The organism is Streptomyces sp. NPDC051172, from assembly GCF_040682555.1.
GTDB lineage: Bacteria > Actinomycetota > Actinomycetes > Streptomycetales > Streptomycetaceae > Streptomyces.
In genome coordinates, this window is the sequence record NZ_JBFBBE010000015.1 from 58,299 (window position 1) to 75,094 (window position 16,796).

A 16,796-nucleotide genomic window follows, 5' to 3' on the forward strand; every position below is an offset into this window, starting at 1 on the left:
CTTGCCTTATCTCGCACCGATGTATCGACTCGATACATCAAGACGATAGAACGGCCTTCCGGATGCGACAAGTGGGGAGACGGTGAACGGGGTCACATCACTTATTCATCAGGGGCAAGTTGCCTGATTTGGGACGAAGTCTGGGGCTCAGTGGGTTTTGGCGGTGCGTAGTCTGTGCGGCATGCAAACCACCGGGAGCCGAGTGACACCAGGGGGTGTCGTGGCTCCCGGCGCAGTACGGGTGAATGCGGGATCGACCACATCCGTACTTCGGGGGGACCGGAAACCAGCCGCCGTTTCCAGGCGCGCAAAGGTGCGCCTGCCCGAGGAGTAGTCGTTCGATGAGCGAGCACCGTCGCAAACCGCCGCAGCCGCAGGGAGGCGGACGTGCCGCGGCCCGACGCGGCCAGTCCGGCTCGTCCTCCGGCCGCCGCGCGGCACCGCGAGGCGCAACCGGGTCCCCGGCCGATTACGGACTGGGCCAGGGGTCGACTGACGAGGAGCGGTCGTACAGCGGCCGCGCCGAAGCCCGCCGCGCGGCACAGAGAACTGGAGGCGGCCGCCGTAGAGCGGCCGAGCCGGGCCGCGGAGGTCGACGCGGCGCACCGGGCGGCCCGGACGGGTCCGGGGGCGGAAGGGGGCGCGCAGCTCCCCCCGGCAAGAAGCGGATCATCGACTATCCACGGGCGGGCAAGTACGGCGTCGCGCGCTGGGTGCCGTCGTGGAAGCTGGTGACGGGCCTGTTCATCGGCTTCATCGCCAGCCTGGTGGCAGTGGCGGGCATCGGGTACGCCATGGTGAGCGTCCCGAATGTCGCCGACACCGCGACAGCGCAGAACAACGTCTTCTACTGGTCGGACGGCAGCCAGATGGTCGCCACGGGTGGTGAGACGAACCGCCAGATCGTCAACCTCTCGCAGATCCCCAAGGCGATGCAGTTCGCCGTGGTCTCGCAGGAGAACAAGACCTTCTACACCGACAGCGGCATCGACCCGAAGGGCATCGCCCGCGCCGTGTTCAACATGGCCCGGGGCGGCCAGACGCAGGGTGGCTCCACCATCACCCAGCAGTACGTGAAGAACGCACGGCTGGACGACCAGTCGCAGACGATCACGCGTAAGTTCAAAGAGATCTTCATCTCGATAAAGGTGGGTGCCACGGTCTCGAAGGACGAGATCATGGCCGGCTACCTGAACTCCGCGTACTACGGGCGCGGCGCCTACGGCATCCAGGCGGCCGCCCGCGCGTACTTCAACAAGGACTCCGTCCAGCTGAACCCGGGCGAGTGCGCGTTCCTGGCGGCGATGCTCAAGGGCGCCACGTACTACGACCCGGCGGGCTCGACCTCCATCGATCCGGCGGCCACCCCGGACGCCAACAGACGGCGTGCGCTGCGTCAGATGCAGAACACCCTCGACAAGATGGTCGAGTACAAACACCTGGACGCGGCTACCAGGGCCAAGTACACCAAGCTCCCCGACGTGAAGAACCCGCGGTCGAACACTGCGCTCGGAGGCCAGGTCGGCTACCTCGTCGACCTTGCCAAGGCCTACCTGATCAACAACACGAACGTCAGCGCAACTGATCTGCAGCGGGGCGGCTACTCGATCTACACGACCTTCGACAAGAGCAAGGTCAAGGCGCTCGAGGCCTCGGTCAAGAACGTCCAGAAGAACAACATCAAGCCCAAGGAGCGCCCGAATACGGACACCCACGTCCAGTTCGGCGGCGCTTCCGTGGACCCGACGACCGGCGCCATCAAGGCCATCTACGGCGGCGAGGACGCGACCAAGCACTTCACCAACAACGCCGACCAGACCGGCGCCCAGGTCGGTTCGACCTTCAAACCGTTCGTGCTCGCCGCCGCGATGAAGTGGGGCGTCAAGAACCCGAGCCTGGGCCAGGAGCAGGCTCAGGATGAGCGCACACCAGTTTCCCCGAAGAGCTTGTACAGCGGTCAGAACAAGCTCAAGATCAAGGACTACGACGGTACGGTCTGGAAGAACGACAAGGGCCAGGAATGGCTGCAGACCAATGACGGCAACGAGTCGTACGGCAGTCCGCCCAAGTATCAGATCGACCTGCGCGAGGCGATGCGGGAGTCGGTGAACTCCGCCTATGTGCAGCTCGGCATGAACGTCGGGTTGGACAAGGTCAAGGAGGCGGCGATGGATGCCGGCCTCAAGGAGAACAGCTTGGCCGGCACCAGCTTCCCCTCCTTCTCCATCGGTATCTCCGACCCGAGCGCGATCCGCATGGCGGGGGCGTACGGCACCTTCGCGGCCAGCGGTGAGCGGCACGATCCTTTCTCCGTCACGAAGGTGACGAGTAAGGACGGCACGGTCTTCACTCACCAGGACAAGCCTGTTGAGGCGTTCACCCCGAAGGTTGCCGACAACGTCACCGACGTGCTGAAGACCGTGGTCGACAAGGGCACGGGCACCAACGCCCAGCTCCCTGGCCGTCAGGTGGCCGGCAAGACCGGCACCACCGACGGCAACAAATCAGCATGGTTCGTGGGCTACACCCCGCAGCTGTCCACGTCGATCACGATGTTCCGGTACGACGACAATGAGTCGAGCAAGAACCGGACCTTCCTGGAGATGTACGGGACGGGTGGCCAGAAGAAGATCCATGGTGCTTCGTTCCCGGCGCAGATCTGGCACGACTACATGGCAGATGCGCTGAAGAGCGAGCCGGTGAAGGACTTCCCGACGCCCGAGCCCATCGGTGTGATCGTCAACGACGTCCCAAGCCCGAGCGCGTCTCCGACGCCCAGCCAGACGCTGACGAGCCCGACCCCGAGCCTGACACCAAGCGGGACGCCGACGAGCCCGTCGCCCTCGGCGAGCGAGTCCTGCAAGTTCAGCTGGCAGTGCAGCACCAACGGTGGCACCGGCGGCACGGACGGGGGCGTGACCTCGTCGCCGACGGCCACGGACACGTCCGGGACCGGAAACAGCAGAGGCAACGGCAACGGAGGGCTCTTCGGAGGCCCCGCCGGCTAGTCGCCACAGCACCCGACACGGGCGTTTCACGTGAAACATGTCGATGTTTCACGTGAAACAGGGGCCGCCGCACCTGACTGGTTGCGGCGGCCCTCGGCGTATTCCTGGACACGTACGGCAGGATGTGCGGCATGGCCAGCCCAGAATCGACGCAAGCGAGCGTGCACGACCAGGACCCGGTGCGGCCGACCAAGGAGGACAAGGTCGCCGCGTCCGGCAGTGAGCTGATCGGCGGTCCCCTCGGGCGGCGAGCCCTGCTCGGGACGTCCTGGTGGACTCCGGTGCGGGTCGTCGCGCTCGTGGCGATCGGCATGTTCGCCCTCGGACTGATCCAGAAGGCGCCCTGCTACAACGGCGCCTGGTTCTTCGGCGCCAGCTCGCAGTACACGAAGGCGTGCTACTCGGACATTCCGCATCTCTATCAGGGGCGCGGTTTCTCCGACGGGCTTGTGCCGTACTTCGACAAGCTCTCCGGTGACATGCCCTACCTCGAGTACCCCGTGCTGACCGGCGTGTTCATGGAGGTCGCCTCCTGGCTCACGCCTGGCAGCGGCAGCATCCAGGACCAGGAGCAGTGGTACTGGATGGTCAACGCCGGGATGCTGATGGTGTGCGCGGCCGTCATCGCGGTCTGCGTGACCCGTACGCACGCCCGGCGTCCCTGGGACGGCCTGCTGGTCGCCCTGGCGCCCGCCTTCGCGCTGACCGCCACCATCAACTGGGACCTTCTGGCGGTCGCCTTGACGGCCGCGGCGATGCTGATGTGGTCCCGGAGCCGCCCACTCGCGTTCGGAGTCCTCCTGGGGCTTGCCACGGCGGCCAAGCTCTACCCCGTGTTCCTGCTGGGCCCGCTGTTCCTGCTGTGCTGGCGTGCGGGAAAGTGGCGGGACTTCGGCAAGGCCGTGGCAGGAACAGTCGTCGCCTGGGTCGTCGTGAACCTGCCTGTGATGCTCTTCGCCTGGGACGGCTGGGCGCAGTTCTACAAGTTCAGCCACGACCGGGGGGTGGACTTCGGGTCGTTCTGGCTGATCATGGCTCAGAACTCGACCGACCCGCTCAGCACCGACACCGTCAACAATCTGGCCACGGCGCTGGTGGTGCTGTGTTTCGTGGGTCTTGCCGTGCTCACCATGACCGCCCCGCGTCGCCCGCGCTTCGCCCAGCTCGCTTTCCTGATCGTCGCGGCGTTCATCCTCACCAACAAGGTCTACTCCCCGCAGTACGTCCTGTGGCTGGTCCCGCTCGCTGTGCTGGCCCGGCCGAAGTGGCGGGACTTCCTGATCTGGCAGGCGTGCGAGGTCGCGTACTTCCTGGGCATCTGGATGTATCTCGCGTACACGACCAGCGGGGACGCTCACAAGGGGCTGCCGCAGGACGGCTACCACTGGGCCATCGGCGTGCACCTGCTGGGGACGCTCTACCTGTGCGGCGTCGTCGTGCGCGACATCGTCATGCCGGAGCGGGATCCGGTGCGTAGGGCCGGGGACGACGACCCGTCAGGGGGTGTGCTCGACGGTGCGGAGGACGCCTTCGCTCTGGGCGCTGCGGCCCATCCGCCGCGGCACGCTGCCCACTTCGACGGGCCGCAGGTGGAGTGGGGCAGCCATGGAACGGCACCTTCCACGGACGGTTCGCTCTGAGCGAACAGATATCGGTGGCGGCGGGCGCCCCGTAGAGGCCGCCTCACTCGATGCGCGAAAAGGCCGTGCACGGAGCTCCCGTGTACGGCCTTTCAGTTGGCTGGCGCCCCCGCTCAGCGGTCGACGATGCGGTCGAACTGCGTGGTGGTGTGCCGCAGATGGGCCACGAGCTCCTCGCCGACCTTCGGTTCCGGCGCGTCCGCCGGCACGAACAGGATGGAGACCTGCATGTGCGGCGGCTCCGCGAACCAGCGCTGCTTGCCGCCCCAGACGAACGGCGAAAGGTTCCGGTTCACCGTGGCGAGGCCGGCCCGGGCGACGCCCTTGGCACGCGGCATGACGCCGTGCAGCGCCTTCGGGGCCTCCAGACCCACCCCGTGCGACGTGCCGCCCGCCACGACCACCAGGAAGCCGTCGGAGGCGGCCTTCTGCTGGCGGTAGCCGAAACGGTCCCCCTTGGCGACCCGGGTGACGTCCAGAACCGCGCCACGGTACTCGGTGGCCTCGTGGTCCCCCAGCCACAGCCGGGTGCCGATGCGGGCGCGGAAGCGCGTCTGTGGGAACTGCTGCTGCAGCCGGTGGAGTTCGTCGGCCTTGAGGTGGCTGACGAACATCGTGTGCAGGGGCAGGCGGGCGGCACGCAGGTGGTCCATCCAGCCGATGACCTCCTCGACGGCGTCGGAGCCGTCCGTGCGGTCCAGCGGCAGGTGGATGGCGAAGCCTTCGAGGCGGACGTTCTCAATGGCGGCGTGCAGCTGCGGCAGGTCCTGGGCGCTGATGCCGTGCCGCTTCATCGAGGACATCACCTCGATGACCACACGGGCTCCCACGAGGCCGTACACGCCGTCCACCGACGACACCGAGCGGATGACCCGGTCGGGCAGCGGAACGGGCTCCTCGCCGCGCCGGTACGGCGTCAGCACCAGCAGGTCACCGCCGAAGAAGTCCTTGATGCGTGCGGCCTCGTACGTGGTGCCGACGGCGAGCACGTCCGAGCCCAGCCGCGTGGCCTCCTCCGCCAGCCGCTCGTGCCCGAAGCCGTAGCCGTTGCCCTTGCAGACCGGGACAAGGCCCGGGAACTGGTCCTGCACGTGCTTGTGGTGCGCACGCCAGCGCGCGGTGTCGACGTAGAGCGTGAGCGCCATGGCCGGACCTGGAACCTTTCTCGTGGCTGCGGTGTATCAGAGGTGTGGAAGCGAACGAAGCAGTCGTACGTATCGAAGCAAACGGCCGGAGCCGCCAGGTCTCAGCGGCGCGACATGTAGATGTCGAGCGCCTTGTGGAGCAGCTTGTTGAGCGGGAAGTCCCACTCGCCGAGGTACTCGGCCGCCTGGCCGCCCGTGCCCACCTTGAACTGGATCAGGCCGAAGAGGTGGTCGGTCTCGTCCAGGGAGTCGGAGATGCCGCGCAGGTCGTAGACGGTCGCGCCGAGTGCGTATGCGTCGCGCAGCATCCGCCACTGCATCGCGTTCGAGGGCCGGACCTCACGGCCGATGTTGTCGGAGGCGCCGTAGGAGTACCAGACGTGACCGCCGACGATCAGCATCGTCGCCGCCGACAGATTCACGCCGTTGTGCCGGGCGAAGTACAGCCGCATGCGGTTGGGGTCCTCGGTGTTGAGAGCCGTCCACATGCGCTGGAAGTACGACAGCGGGCGCGGCCGGAAATGGTCCCGCACGGCCGTGATCTCGTACAGCCTCTGCCATTCCTCGAGGTCCTGGTAACCGCCCTGGACGACCTCGACACCGGCCTTCTCGGCCTTCTTGATGTTGCGGCGCCACAGCTGGTTGAAGTTCTTGTGGACCTCTTCCAGGGAGCGGTTGGCCAGCGGCACCTGGAAGACATAGCGGGGCTGTACGTCGCCGAAGCCGGCCCCGCCGTCCTCGCCCTGCTGCCAGCCCATACGGCGTAGCTTGTCGGCGACCTCGAAGGCGCGCGGCTCGATGAAGTCGGCCTCGATGTCACGCAGCCGCTTCACGTCCGGGTTCTGGATGCCCAGCTTGATGGAGCCGGCCTCCCAGCGCCGGATGATCACCGGCGGGCCCATCTTCACGGAGAAGGCACCCTGCTGCTTGAGGTGCGCGAGCATCGGTTCCAGCCACTCGGTCAGGTTCGGCGCGAACCAGTTGATGACCGGGCCTTCGGGCAGATAGGCCAAGTAGCGCTTGATCTTGGGCAGTTGGCGGTACAGCACGAGACCCGCACCGACCATCTCGCCGGTGCGCTCGTCGAACCAGCCGAGGCTCTCGGAGCGCCACTCCGCCTTGACATCGGCCCAGGCCGGAACCTGCATGTGGCTCGCCGAGGGCAGGCTCTGGATGTACGCCAGATGCTGCTCGCGGCTGATCGTCCTCAGGGTCAGGCTCATTCGGGGCGCTCCTCGGGCTGGTGTGTCCCCATGGGTACAGGGGCTCCGGCTCTCGCGCCGAAGCCTACTGCGCCTTGCGAGCGCCCCGACTGGGCGTACAGAACCTGCGCCCTGGCTTGTTGGCCGCCGGGGCGTTCAGTGGTGCTTTGTCTGGGGTTGGAGAGCCGGTGTCCCTGGCTTCAGCCGATGACCCCACCGAAGAGGCCGCCGTGCGCCATGCCGAGGAAGAAGCCGACCGCCGAGGCCCCGAGACCCAGGATGAGTCCGAAGCGCTCGCGGGTCGTCTCCGAGATCCACTGGCCGTACGCGCCGGTGAGGATCCCCACCAGGCCGGCCCAGGAGCTGAGCAGGTGCAGGTTGTGGAAGAAGCCGGTCACGAACGCCGTCACCCCGACGACCAGGGTCACCGCGAGCAGCGTGTCCTGGATGGGGTGGGGCTTTCCGTCCGTGGCGAAAAGGCCTCCGACGGTGTTGGGTCGCAATGCCTGTGCCATGGGGCACCTCCTGCGGAAGACGGCGCATCGTAGCGCCATGCACACCCGATGTGTACAGATTGACGGTCCACGCGGCCGGATTTCAACCGGAAGCGGGTGTGCAGGTAGTCTGTAGCGTCTGCACCGGTGTCTGCCCAGGCAGAGCCAGGGAACCGTCCAGGCCAGACCGGGGATGTCGCTCGCGACCCCCGATTGTCAGTGGCGGCCGATACCGTTGCGTACGCATCACGACCCTCCTGCCACGGAACGACCGTGGCCGCTGAGTCCAAAGGAGGTGGGTTCCACATGCGTCACTACGAGGTGATGGTCATCCTCGACCCCGATCTGGAGGAGCGCGCTGTCGCCCCCCTGATCGAGAACTTCCTCACCGTCGTCCGTGAGGGCAACGGCAAGGTCGAGAAGGTCGACACCTGGGGCCGTCGTCGTCTCTCGTACGAGATCAAGAAGAAGCCCGAGGGCATCTACTCGGTCATCGACCTGCAGGCCGAGCCTGCGGTCGTCAAGGAGCTCGACCGCCAGATGAACCTGAACGAGTCGGTCCTCCGGACCAAGGTCCTCCGCCCCGAGACCCACTGAGCTCTCCCGCTCAGCTGATCTCGGGATCCGAGTAGCAGCACCACAAAGCAGCCAGCAGCAAACCCGCCGAGAGGTTCCCCCATGGCAGGCGAGACCGTCATCACGGTCGTCGGCAATCTTGTCGACGACCCCGAGCTGCGCTTCACCCCTTCCGGTGCGGCGGTCGCGAAGTTCCGTGTCGCGTCCACCCCCCGCACCTTCGACCGTCAGACGAACGAGTGGAAGGACGGCGAGAGCCTGTTCCTGACCTGCTCGGTCTGGCGTCAGGCGGCGGAGAACGTCGCCGAGTCGCTCCAGCGAGGCATGCGCGTCATCGTGCAGGGCCGGCTGAAGCAGCGGTCCTACGAGGACCGTGAGGGCGTCAAGCGCACGGTCTACGAACTGGACGTCGAGGAAGTCGGCGCCAGCCTGCGCAGTGCCACGGCCAAGGTCACAAAGACCGCCGGCCGCGGTGGGCAGGGTCAGGGCGGTTACGGCGGCGGTGGCGCCCAGGGTGGCGGCGGCTGGGGTGGAAACTCCGGCGGCGGCCAGCAGGGCGGCGGAGCTCCTGCCGAAGACCCGTGGGCGACCGGCGCTCCCGCCGGTGGCAGCCAGGGCGGCGGTGGCGGTGGCGGCGGCTGGGGTGGAAACTCCGGCGGCGGTGGCGGCGGCTACTCGGACGAACCCCCCTTCTAGGCCTTTGGCCGGAGGGTGGGTCGTACCCAAACTTCTTGATCACACAGGAGAAACACCATGGCGAAGCCGCCTGTGCGCAAGCCTAAGAAGAAGGTCTGCGCTTTCTGCAAGGACAAGGTCACGTACGTGGACTACAAGGACACGAACATGCTGCGGAAGTTCATTTCCGACCGCGGCAAGATCCGTGCCCGCCGCGTGACCGGCAACTGCACGCAGCACCAGCGTGACGTCGCCACGGCCGTCAAGAACAGCCGTGAGATGGCGCTGCTGCCCTACACCTCCACCGCGCGATAAGGGAAGGGTGACCGAAACATGAAGATCATCCTCACCCACGAGGTCTCCGGCCTCGGCGCCGCGGGCGACGTCGTGGACGTCAAGGACGGTTACGCTCGCAACTACCTGATCCCGCGGAAGTTCGCCATCCGTTGGACCAAGGGTGGCGAGAAGGACGTCGAGCAGATCCGTCGTGCTCGCAAGATCCACGAGATCCAGACCATCGAGCAGGCCAACCAGGTGAAGGCCCAGCTCGAGGGCGTCAAGGTACGTCTGGCCGTTCGCTCCGGCGACGCCGGTCGTCTCTTCGGTTCCGTCACCCCGGCCGACATCGCCTCGGCGATCAAGGCCTCCGGTGGCCCCGAGGTCGACAAGCGCCGCATCGAGCTGGGCGCGCCGATCAAGACGCTGGGCGCTCACGAGACGTCGGTGCGTCTGCACCCCGAGGTTGCCGCCAAGGTCAACATCGAGGTTGTCGCGGCCTGATCGCCGCGCTCGGCTGAACAGCTGAGAGAAGGGGCGGCACCCATGCAGGGTGCGGCCCCTTCTTCGTATTCCGGTTCGGTACGGGACCGCCCATGTTTCACGTGAAACGCCGGTTTCACGTGAAACAGTCAGCGGGCGGCACCTGTGACGATCCAGCGGCCCGAACGGGTCCGCAGCCAAAGGGTCAGCATGCGCACCGTCATCATCAGCGTCATCGCTGTCCACAGCGCCGGGAGGCCACCGCCGAGTGCCGGGACCAGCAACGCCAACGGGGCGAAGACAGCAAGGGTGAGCACCATGGCCCAGGCCAGATAAGGGCCGTCGCCGGCTCCCATCAGGACGCCGTCCAGAACAAAGACGACGCCGCAGATCGGCTGGGAGAGAGCCACTACGAGCAGGGCGGGCAGCGCAGTGTCCTTCACCACGGTGTCGCTGGTGAACAGTGGCAGGAACACCGGCCGGGCGACCACTACCAGGACACCGAGGACGACACCCACCGCGATTCCCCACTGCACCATGCGGCGGCAGGCATCGCGAGCACCCTGGGCGTCCTCGGCGCCCAGATAGCGTCCGATGATGGCCTGACCGGCGATGGCGATGGCATCGAGGGCGAAGGCGAGCAGGCTCCACAGGGACAGGATGATCTGGTGTGCAGCGATGTCGGCGTCGCCGAGTCGGGCGGCGACGGCTGTGGCGATCATCAGGATCGCCCGCAGTGACAGCGTGCGGACCAGGAGGGGAACGCCGGCCTGTGCGGAGGCCCGTATCCCCGCTGCGTCGGGACGCAGTGAGGCGCCGTGTCTGAGGGCTCCGCGGACGACCACGGTGAGGTAGACGGCTGCCATGCCGCACTGCGCGATGACGGTTCCCCAGGCGGAGCCGGCGATGCCGAGGCCGGCGCCGTAGACGAGGCCCGCGTTGAGGGCGCCGTTGGCGACAAAACCGGCGATGGCGACACGGAGTGGTGTCCTGGTGTCCTGCAGCCCGCGCAGTACACCGGTTGCGGCGAGTACGACGAGCATGGCCGGGATGCCGAGAGACGAGATGCGCAGGTAAGTGGTCGCGTAGGGGGCCGCACTGTCCGAGGCGCCGAAGAGTTCCACAAGGGCCGGTGCCGTGGGTAGCACGGTGACGATGACGGCGGCGCCGAGCAGAAGCGCCAGCCAGATGCCGTCCATGCCTTGCCGGATCGCGGCTTGGAGGTCGCCGGCGCCGACCCGTCGGGCGACGGCCGCGGTGGTGGCGTAGGCGAGAAAGACGAAGATGCTGACTGCTGTCGTGAGGAGGGCCGAGGCGACGCCCAGGCCGGCGAGCTGTGCCGTTCCGAGGTGGCCGACGATCGCGCTGTCGGCCATGACGAAGAGGGGCTCGGCGACGAGTGCACCGAAGGCCGGGACGGCCAACTCGACGATCTCTCGATCGTGCTGTCGCCGGGTGATCCTGGGGGTCGCAGGAGCCTGTGTCATGAGCATCAATCTAATCGTCCACAGGTAAGAGATACAAAGCCTTTGTGACCATTACTTCACTTCAGGCTGCGTGGTCTTTCGTGCGCCGTTCGAAGCGATCTTGGCCCGGCTGGGGAAGTTTTTCTTCTGCACAGCCAGTGGATGGGAAAAGTGCAGGTCAGGGCGGTCGGAGCAGAAGAGGCTGTTGCTTGTTCACAGGGCTGTCCACCGTGTCGTGCACAGGTTTTGCAGAGTTCTCCACAGCATCCGGGCCGTCGTCCACATGGCCTGTGGATAACCAGATTGGCTGACGGTGCCCGCGGGCCTACCGTGGTCCGGCGCCCGCTCCGTTCGTCGGCAGGGAAACCAGCACAAAACCGACGTGCATCAACCGGAGTTGGGCCTCTCATTTGTCAGTGCCGTGCCGTAGAACAGAGGGCATGGCTAGGTCCGCCCGGCGGCGGACGGGAGGAGGTGGCTCGGTGAGTATTTCCGAGCCCTTGGACGATCCCTGGGCCGACAGCGGTCCAAGTGATCGCCTGCCTGCCTCCCGCCGACGCGGTGACGGGGGCCGGGGCCGTGACGAGCAGCACGACCGTGGCCGGGACAGCGGCGAGTGGGACGGCGGAGGCACGTCCTTCGAGCGAGTGCCGCCCCAGGATCTCGATGCCGAACAGTCCGTCCTCGGCGGCATGCTCCTGTCCAAGGACGCCATCGCCGACGTCGTGGAGATCCTCAAGGGCCACGACTTCTACAAGCCGGCACACGAGACGATCTTCCAGGCGATCCTCGACGTCTACGCGAAGGGCGAGCCGGCCGACCCCATCACGATCGCGGCCGAACTCACCAAGCGCGGCGAGATCAACAAGGTCGGTGGCGCATCGTATCTGCACACCCTTGTGCAGACCGTACCGACTGCGGCCAACGCCGAGTACTACGCGGAGATCGTCCACGAACGCGCGGTCCTGCGTCGTCTGGTCGAGGCAGGCACCCGCATCACCCAGATGGGATACGCGGCCGACGACGACGTCGACGAGATCGTCAACCGCGCCCAGGCCGAGATCTATGCGGTCACCGAGCAGCGCACCAGCGAGGACTACCTGCCGCTCGGCGACATCATGGAGGGCGCACTCGACGAGATCGAGGCGATCGGCTCCCGCAGCGGCGAGATGACCGGTGTGCCCACGGGCTTCACCGACTTCGATTCGCTGACCAACGGCCTGCACCCGGGCCAGATGATCGTCATCGCCGCCCGACCCGCGATGGGCAAGTCCACGCTTGCGCTGGACTTCGCCCGGGCCGCGTCGATCAAGCACAACCTTCCGAGCGTCATCTTCTCCCTCGAAATGGGACGCAACGAGATCGCGATGCGTCTGCTGTCCGCCGAGGCCCGTGTGGCCCTGCACCACATGCGCTCCGGCACAATGACCGACGAGGACTGGACCCGACTGGCCCGCCGGATGCCGGACGTCTCGGCCGCGCCGCTGTTCATCGACGACTCTCCGAACCTGTCGATGATGGAGATCCGCGCGAAGTGCCGTCGCCTCAAGCAGCGCAACGACATCCGCCTGGTCGTCATCGACTACCTTCAGCTGATGCAGTCCGGTGGCTCCAAACGCGCCGAGAACCGTCAGCAGGAGGTCTCGGACATGTCCCGTAACCTCAAGCTCCTCGCCAAGGAGCTGGAGATTCCGGTCATCGCGCTGTCCCAGCTGAACCGTGGCCCCGAGCAGCGCACGGACAAGAAGCCGATGGTCTCCGACCTGCGTGAGTCAGGCTCCATCGAGCAGGACGCCGACATGGTCATCCTGCTGCACCGCGAGGACGCCTACGAGAAGGAGTCGCCGCGTGCGGGCGAGGCCGACCTGATCGTGGCCAAGCACCGTAATGGCCCGACGGCGACGATCACGGTCGCCTTCCAGGGCCACTACTCGCGGTTCGTGGACATGGCGCAGACCTGATCCGACAGTTCCCCGTCCCGCGCAAATGAACTCGACGGTCGAGTGTCCCGCGGGATGGACTGGGGCCATGACAACACCTCAGGAAGAGCTGCTCCCCTGTACGCGCCGCGCCCTGCTGCACCGCATCGCGGTGGCGCAGGCCGAAGGACGTGCCCCGTCGTTGGTCGCGGCGGTCGTGAGGGGCGGGCGACCCGTGTGGCACGGTGCGCGTACCTCGGTGGACGGGCATGGTCCGGACGAGACCGTGCAGTACCGCATCGGTTCGATCACCAAGACCTTCACTGCGGTGTTGGTGCTCCGGTTGCGCGATGAGGGCCTGCTCGATCTCGGTGACCCGCTCGAGAAGCATCTGCCGGGAACAGGTGCGGGGGAGGCCACCATCGCCGACCTCCTCGCCCATACGGGCGGGTTGGCGGCGGAGTCGCCCGCCCCGTGGTGGGAGCGCACTCCGGGATCCCTGCGCCCCGAACTCTCCGACGTCCTGGGAGAGCAGCCTCTCCTGCATCCGGTGGGCCGCCGCTTCCATTACTCCAACCCCGGCTACACCGTGCTGGGGGCGCTGGTCGAGAAGCTGCGCGGAGCACCGTGGGAGGAGGTACTTCGGCGCGAAGTGCTCGAACCTCTGGGCCTCGACCGTACGAGTGGTCACCCTCAGGCTTCCCATGCGGGTGGATGGGCCGTGCATCCCTGGGCCGATGTCATGCTGCCCGAACCCGCCGAGGACCTGGGACGGATGGCCGCTGCGGGTCAACTCTGGTCCACCACGGGTGACTTGGCGCGCTTTGCGGCCTTCCTGGCACAGGGCGACGACCGGGTACTGAGCGCCGAGACCGTGAGGGAGATGCGGACCCCCGCCGCGCCGATTGAAGCGGCGGATGTCGTGGACGGAGTCACCTACGGGCTGGGGCTGCAGATCCAGCACCGGGACGGTCGGCTGCTCGTGGGGCACTCCGGGTCGCTGCCGGGGTTTCTGGCGAACCTCACCCTCAGTGTCGAGGACGACGTCGCTGCTGTGGTGCTGGCCAACTGTACGTCCGGCCCGCTGCTGTCCACCGTCGGCGCCGATCTCGTGCGGATCGTCGCCAAGGCCGAGCCCCGCATTCCGGAACCCTGGCGGCCGCTGCCGGAAGTCGACACATCGGTGCTGGAGTTGGCAGGACCGTGGTACTGGGGAACGCATGCGTTCGCCCTGCGGCTGGCGGCAGCCGGGGGTGTGTCACTCGAGCCGCTGTCGGGAAGTGGCCGCCGCTCGCGATTCAGGGCGAACGGCGACGGTACGTGGACCGGACTGGAGGGCTACTACGCCGGAGAGCTCCTGAAGGCCGTACGGCGCCCGGACGGGACCCTGAGCCATCTGGACCTCGGGTCGTTCGTGTTCACGCGTCAGCCGTACGACGAGGAGGCTTCCGTGCCCGGCGGGGTGGATCCGGACGGGTGGCGGGGGATCGGCTAGACGCAGACGTCAGCAGACGCGCTGTTTCACGTGAAACCTGAGCCTTCATGTCACGGCCTCACAGTTGGAGCTTGAAGCCCACGTGTGAGGCCGTGAAGCCGAGCCGCTCGTAGAAGCGGTGGGCGTCGGTGCGGGTCTTGTCGGAGGTCAGCTGGACCAACTGGCAGCCCTGTTGCCGGGATTCGTCGATCGCCCACTCGATGAGCTGTGTGCCCAGGCCGCTGCCGCGCTCGTCGGCGTGGATGCGGACTCCCTCGATGATCGATCTGACGGCGCCGCGTCGCGACAGACCGGGGATGACCGTGAGTTGGAGTGTGCCGACGACCCGGCCCTTACGAACGGCGACGACCAGGTGCTGGTTCGGATCGGACGCAAGACGTTCCAGCGCGGCCAGATACGGGGTCGGGTCGTCCGGTGACTCGCGCTGGGCACCCAGAGGGTCGTCGGCAAGCATCGCGACGATCGCGGTCACGTCGTCCGCCGTGGCGGGCCGTATTTCAAGGTCTCCCATGCCCCGCACCTTACGCACCGGCACCCACAGGGGGAGGGCTCAGCCGGCAGCCACCGTCAGTGGAGCGAATCGTCTGGTCCAGTCGCCGGGCAGTTCCGGGATCCCGTACGTCATGACCGTATTGAAAGCGATGGACGCCAGCCCCCGCTTCTTCACCCACGTCAACAGCTCTTCGTGCCGTACGTCGATGTCGGTGCGCAGTGGGCGGTCGGTGTGGGCGGAGAGAGAGGCGATGAGAGCCTTTGCCGTCTCCGTGTCCCTGGCAATCAGCGGGCCCACAACATGGGTCTCCATGTTGGGCCAGGCGGCCGCGTAGCCGATGAGCCGGCCGTCCTCCTCGGCGACGCGCAGTCGGTCGGCGAAGGCGGGCAGCCGCGTGATGACGGGTGTGCGGTCGGCGCCGAACACCTCCTCGTCGAGCCGGAGGATCGCAGGGAGGTCCTCGGCGGTGGCCGCACGTGTGACCACCTCGGGCTCCGGCCCGCCGGGCGTGAAATGCCCGCGCGTCATCTCGGCCCGGCCGGTGGCCTTGAAGCCGAGTTCCTCGTAGAGCGGACGGCCGTTCGGGGTCGCGTGCAGCGTCAGCGGGGTGGTGCCCATGACCGAGACGATGTGCCGCATCAGATGGCGTCCGATGCCTCGGCGGGAATGCCGTTCGGCGACCAGCACCATGCCGACGGCCGCGAAAGCGGGGTGGTGCTGTGGTCCGTACTCGGTGACGACGCAGGCGCTGACGAGGCCGCCGTCGGGGTCGTCGATGCCGTATCCCTTCCCGGCTGTGAGGAGCAGGCCCCACTTGTGCTCCTCGCGCGGCCACCCCCGGTCTTCGGACAGGTCGGCGCAGGCGGTGAGATCGCGAAGCGTCAGACGGCGGACGGCAAGAGGGGGGAGAGAAGGAGTCGGCACGCAGGTCAGGCTGTCTGACGGCTGCCCTCGACGTCCACCTCTTTCCGGCGAGAAGCAGGAGCTTTTGGCCATGTCGTGGGCAAGTGCACAGAAGGCAGTTGGGTGTTTCACGTGAAACACGGGCGAACACTGAGCATCAGGTGATCTCACTGGAGGAGTCCGCCTCGGGCCCCGTTAGCCTCGGGTCCCATGGCAAGACTTCATCTCTTCGATCTCGACGGCACGCTGCTGCAGGGCACTTCGGCGCCCGTGGAGATCTCGCGGCAGCTGGGGCTGGAAGCCGAGACGGTAGCGCTCGATCAGGCGGTCTCGGCGGGGTTGATAGGCCCGCCGGAGTATGCGGCGCAGGTGTACGAGCTGTGGACGGAACTCACCGAGATGCATGTGTCGGCTGCCTTCGAAGGTGCGCCGTGGCTGGAGCGCATCCGGGAGGTCTGGGAGGAGATCCGGCAGGTGGGCGACTACTGCGCCGTCGTATCGCTCTCGCCCTCCTTCTTCGTGGAGCGTCTCACCGGGTGGGGCGCGCACGCGGCGTTCGGGTCCCGTTTTCCTGCCGTGCCGTTCACCGAGCCCGTCGATCCGTCCGGAGTTCTCACTGCCGCGGCCAAGGTCGAGATTGCCGACCGACTCTGCGAGGAGTTCGGTGTGGCCCGGGGGGACTGCATCGCCTATGGCGACTCGCTGTCGGACACGGATCTGTTCGCTGCGGTGCCGGTCTCGGTTGCGGTCAATGCGGACCGTCATCTGTCCGGTCTTGCGACACACTCGTACATGGGCGGTGATCTGTGGGAAGCCTATGAATTGGTGCGACACGCCCGGTAATTGAAGGAATTGCTGGTTCGCCCGCTCTCCCAATCGTGGTGGAGGAAGGGGGGACTTGTGATCGGAGCGTTGGCCGGTATGGTCGACTCCGGTTCGCTGCGGGGCGAGACGTACACATCCTGTGCGGACCGCGGGCAGGGCGATGCAGCGTATCGGGACGGAGAGATCGAAGACCCGC

General features: G+C 67.0%; 15 protein-coding genes. 9 read left to right on the forward strand and 6 right to left on the reverse strand.

Annotated features, from left to right (window positions below; genetic code table 11):
• The first annotated feature begins 341 nt into the window (after positions 1 to 341).
• Both AB0N07_RS11885 and AB0N07_RS11890 read left to right on the forward strand, forming a co-directional pair.
• Positions 342 to 3,008 (forward strand): transglycosylase domain-containing protein, encoded by a 2,667-nt coding sequence (locus AB0N07_RS11885; protein ID WP_365834095.1) that lies wholly within the window; start codon positions 342 to 344, stop codon positions 3,006 to 3,008.
• A 131-nt stretch (positions 3,009 to 3,139) separates the two neighbouring features.
• Positions 3,140 to 4,648: a glycosyltransferase 87 family protein gene (locus AB0N07_RS11890; RefSeq protein WP_365834096.1), complete on the forward strand. Its 1,509-nt coding sequence runs from the start codon at positions 3,140 to 3,142 to the stop codon at positions 4,646 to 4,648.
• Positions 4,649 to 4,761: 113 nt separating this feature from the next.
• Here AB0N07_RS11890 and AB0N07_RS11895 read toward each other — a convergent pair whose 3' ends face one another.
• From AB0N07_RS11895 to AB0N07_RS11905, 3 genes are all read right to left on the reverse strand, one after another.
• Positions 4,762 to 5,793, reverse strand: coding sequence for an alanine racemase (locus AB0N07_RS11895; protein ID WP_365834097.1), 1,032 nt, complete (start codon positions 5,791 to 5,793; stop codon positions 4,762 to 4,764).
• A gap of 101 nt (positions 5,794 to 5,894) precedes the next feature.
• A complete protein-coding gene (gene femX / locus AB0N07_RS11900) occupies positions 5,895 to 7,016 on the reverse strand; it encodes a peptidoglycan bridge formation glycyltransferase FemX (RefSeq protein ID WP_365834098.1) in 1,122 nt (373 codons plus the stop codon).
• Between the two features lie 179 nt (positions 7,017 to 7,195).
• Positions 7,196 to 7,510 carry a hypothetical protein gene (locus AB0N07_RS11905; protein ID WP_365834099.1) on the reverse strand — a complete coding sequence of 105 codons (315 nt, stop codon included), beginning with the start codon at positions 7,508 to 7,510 and terminating at the stop codon, positions 7,196 to 7,198.
• A gap of 285 nt (positions 7,511 to 7,795) precedes the next feature.
• Between AB0N07_RS11905 and rpsF the strand changes: the two genes are divergently transcribed.
• The 4 genes from rpsF (at position 7,796) to rplI (ending at position 9,520) form a co-directional block, all read left to right on the forward strand.
• Positions 7,796 to 8,086, forward strand: a complete 291-nt coding sequence (rpsF, locus tag AB0N07_RS11910) for a 30S ribosomal protein S6 (RefSeq protein ID WP_115907086.1) — start codon at positions 7,796 to 7,798, stop codon at positions 8,084 to 8,086.
• 81 nt (positions 8,087 to 8,167) lie between these two features.
• Entirely contained in the window at positions 8,168 to 8,761 is a 594-nt protein-coding gene (locus AB0N07_RS11915) for a single-stranded DNA-binding protein (protein ID WP_365834100.1), read from the forward strand.
• Positions 8,762 to 8,818: 57 nt separating this feature from the next.
• Complete coding sequence (gene rpsR / locus AB0N07_RS11920; protein WP_003949403.1) at positions 8,819 to 9,055, forward strand: 30S ribosomal protein S18; 237 nt, start codon at positions 8,819 to 8,821, stop codon at positions 9,053 to 9,055.
• An 18-nt stretch (positions 9,056 to 9,073) separates the two neighbouring features.
• Positions 9,074 to 9,520 (forward strand): 50S ribosomal protein L9, encoded by a 447-nt coding sequence (rplI, locus tag AB0N07_RS11925; protein ID WP_030938854.1) that lies wholly within the window; start codon positions 9,074 to 9,076, stop codon positions 9,518 to 9,520.
• Between the two features lie 128 nt (positions 9,521 to 9,648).
• Here the strand turns inward: rplI and AB0N07_RS11930 are convergent, their stop codons facing one another.
• The gene (locus AB0N07_RS11930) at positions 9,649 to 10,986 is read right to left on the reverse strand and encodes an MATE family efflux transporter (protein WP_365834101.1); all 1,338 of its coding nucleotides are present in this window, start codon (positions 10,984 to 10,986) and stop codon (positions 9,649 to 9,651) included.
• Between the two features lie 461 nt (positions 10,987 to 11,447).
• Between AB0N07_RS11930 and dnaB the strand changes: the two genes are divergently transcribed.
• Together dnaB and AB0N07_RS11940 are read left to right on the forward strand one after the other, a co-directional pair.
• Positions 11,448 to 12,926, forward strand: coding sequence for a replicative DNA helicase (gene dnaB, locus AB0N07_RS11935; protein WP_351473008.1), 1,479 nt, complete (start codon positions 11,448 to 11,450; stop codon positions 12,924 to 12,926).
• Between the two features lie 67 nt (positions 12,927 to 12,993).
• Positions 12,994 to 14,379: a serine hydrolase domain-containing protein gene (locus AB0N07_RS11940; protein ID WP_365834102.1), complete on the forward strand. Its 1,386-nt coding sequence runs from the start codon at positions 12,994 to 12,996 to the stop codon at positions 14,377 to 14,379.
• A 58-nt stretch (positions 14,380 to 14,437) separates the two neighbouring features.
• On the opposite strand, the gene AB0N07_RS11945 is transcribed toward AB0N07_RS11940, so the two are convergent.
• On the reverse strand, positions 14,438 to 14,890 hold the full coding sequence (locus AB0N07_RS11945) for a GNAT family N-acetyltransferase (RefSeq protein ID WP_365834103.1): 453 nt from the start codon (positions 14,888 to 14,890) through the stop codon (positions 14,438 to 14,440).
• Between the two features lie 39 nt (positions 14,891 to 14,929).
• The gene (locus AB0N07_RS11950; RefSeq protein WP_365834104.1) at positions 14,930 to 15,796 is read right to left on the reverse strand and encodes a GNAT family N-acetyltransferase; all 867 of its coding nucleotides are present in this window, start codon (positions 15,794 to 15,796) and stop codon (positions 14,930 to 14,932) included.
• A 189-nt stretch (positions 15,797 to 15,985) separates the two neighbouring features.
• Between AB0N07_RS11950 and AB0N07_RS11955 the strand changes: the two genes are divergently transcribed.
• Entirely contained in the window at positions 15,986 to 16,618 is a 633-nt protein-coding gene (locus AB0N07_RS11955) for an HAD-IB family phosphatase (RefSeq protein WP_365834105.1), read from the forward strand.
• Positions 16,619 to 16,796: the final 178 nt, after the last annotated feature.

What these genes read in the sequence shown, in the direction of transcription:
- AB0N07_RS11915 (WP_365834100.1), top strand. Translation starts at nt 8,168, where the DNA reads ATGGCAGGCGAGACCGTCATCACGGTCGTCGGCAATCTTGTCGACGAC.
- AB0N07_RS11955 (WP_365834105.1), top strand. Translation starts at nt 15,986, where the DNA reads ATGGCAAGACTTCATCTCTTCGATCTCGACGGCACGCTGCTGCAGGGC.
- AB0N07_RS11895 (WP_365834097.1), bottom strand. Translation starts at nt 5,793, where the DNA reads ATGGCGCTCACGCTCTACGTCGACACCGCGCGCTGGCGTGCGCACCAC.
- rpsF (WP_115907086.1), top strand. Translation starts at nt 7,796, where the DNA reads ATGCGTCACTACGAGGTGATGGTCATCCTCGACCCCGATCTGGAGGAG.
- rpsR (WP_003949403.1), top strand. Translation starts at nt 8,819, where the DNA reads ATGGCGAAGCCGCCTGTGCGCAAGCCTAAGAAGAAGGTCTGCGCTTTC.
- AB0N07_RS11890 (WP_365834096.1), top strand. Translation starts at nt 3,140, where the DNA reads ATGGCCAGCCCAGAATCGACGCAAGCGAGCGTGCACGACCAGGACCCG.
- AB0N07_RS11940 (WP_365834102.1), top strand. Translation starts at nt 12,994, where the DNA reads ATGACAACACCTCAGGAAGAGCTGCTCCCCTGTACGCGCCGCGCCCTG.
- femX (WP_365834098.1), bottom strand. Translation starts at nt 7,016, where the DNA reads ATGAGCCTGACCCTGAGGACGATCAGCCGCGAGCAGCATCTGGCGTAC.
- rplI (WP_030938854.1), top strand. Translation starts at nt 9,074, where the DNA reads ATGAAGATCATCCTCACCCACGAGGTCTCCGGCCTCGGCGCCGCGGGC.
- AB0N07_RS11930 (WP_365834101.1), bottom strand. Translation starts at nt 10,986, where the DNA reads ATGACACAGGCTCCTGCGACCCCCAGGATCACCCGGCGACAGCACGAT.
- AB0N07_RS11945 (WP_365834103.1), bottom strand. Translation starts at nt 14,890, where the DNA reads ATGGGAGACCTTGAAATACGGCCCGCCACGGCGGACGACGTGACCGCG.
- AB0N07_RS11885 (WP_365834095.1), top strand. Translation starts at nt 342, where the DNA reads ATGAGCGAGCACCGTCGCAAACCGCCGCAGCCGCAGGGAGGCGGACGT.
- AB0N07_RS11905 (WP_365834099.1), bottom strand. Translation starts at nt 7,510, where the DNA reads ATGGCACAGGCATTGCGACCCAACACCGTCGGAGGCCTTTTCGCCACG.